This window comes from Endozoicomonas sp. YOMI1, from assembly GCF_024606345.1.
Classification (GTDB): Bacteria; Pseudomonadota; Gammaproteobacteria; order Pseudomonadales; family Endozoicomonadaceae; genus Endozoicomonas.
The window spans coordinates 1-1,313 of the sequence record NZ_JAHHPM010000247.1; the positions used below are offsets into that span (position 1 = coordinate 1).

1 protein-coding gene is annotated in these 1,313 nt (G+C 43.3%); it reads left to right on the plus strand.

The annotated features are described in order from the left end of the window. Positions 1-1,097 (plus strand): hypothetical protein (locus KDK15_RS08560; RefSeq protein WP_257294940.1); only part of this gene is annotated, 1,097 nt, incomplete at its 5' end. Positions 1,098-1,313 lie beyond the last annotated feature (216 nt).

Consider the following 1,313-nt stretch of genomic DNA (forward strand, 5'->3'; position numbering starts at 1 on the left):
TTAACAAAATTTCTGAGGCTATTGCCAGTAAAACATCTCGCTTTTTTGGGCATGCTGTTGCCGCTGTGGTATCTGTAGTAACCTTTATTCCTTCATTGGCAGTTGATCTTGCTTATGCAGCCAAGAGCCTGTATGACAGAAAAATCACCAAACTCCAAACTCCGGCTCCAAATCTTCCAGTTATTCCAGAAGCCAAAGTACAATGGCCAAGATACATTCATGATGATGATGTCAAAGCAACGATGGAAAATTACGATCGATTTCTGGCAGATAACCTCAAAGATCATCCAGATGACATTCCAGAAGAAGCTTACGATCACTTATATGAGGATAGCTATGGTAATATTCCGATTGAGCTGATTACTCAAGAGGGTGTCAAAACAGTAAAACTTAAGCGTCAGGTGGCAGATGGTGTAACAATGTCATTCCATGATATTGGCGATGGTCAGGTACTGGCACGTAATGGAGCCTCACACCAATTCTATGATGAGTTAATGATGCACAGGTACCTGGAAAAATTAGGTATTCCTGCCAATGAAATCAAACCCGCTGTTATTCGTTGGGAATTCGAGGGCACCCAATACACAGCAGCAACTTACATCGGACCATCATCTAAAGCATACGCGGAACAAAATGCGATCCTATTAGAGATAAGAAGTACTGATATAACTGTCACACGATTGCGCGGTAGGAAATTATTACCTGTCGACACGGATCAATTTAACGTTGAGAACTGGGATGAAGTTTTAACCCCACTGGTTAACGACATCAGAACCCTCATTGATAATGGCGTTTCCACACTGGGGGATCCCCTAAAAGTCATTCTTGTTGGTAAAGGCAATAAATTCCACTCAGGGGGTCCTGCTGATTATGAGGCTCGTGCATTTCCATTTGATTTCTCAAGCAAGCGCTTTCAATATGATCAACTCCCCGTGAAAAAGCGGCTTAGCGCAAAAGAGGAGGAAGAAACATTAAGGGCATATATTCAGGAAGTCGTTAATGTTCAATTCAATTACTCAGCCAACCTGCCACAAAAGTGGGAAGCCCTGGTTGATAAACTTACTCGCAGATACCGTCGCCGATGGCACTTCCTATGAAAAGGCAGCGATGGTTTTCTACGCTCCCGGAAGAATCGCGGTTTAGTATTTTTCCTGCTATTGCCTTTTCACAGCAGGGACCTCACCGGGAAAAGGGTTTTCATTGAAAACCAGTTGCTGGAAGGAAACACCGATTTGTTGTAACTGCTCAGCTCGACGCGGGGACTCGGAAGCCAGATAAATCACATTCAACCATAAAAGAGTTGGAACTTATTC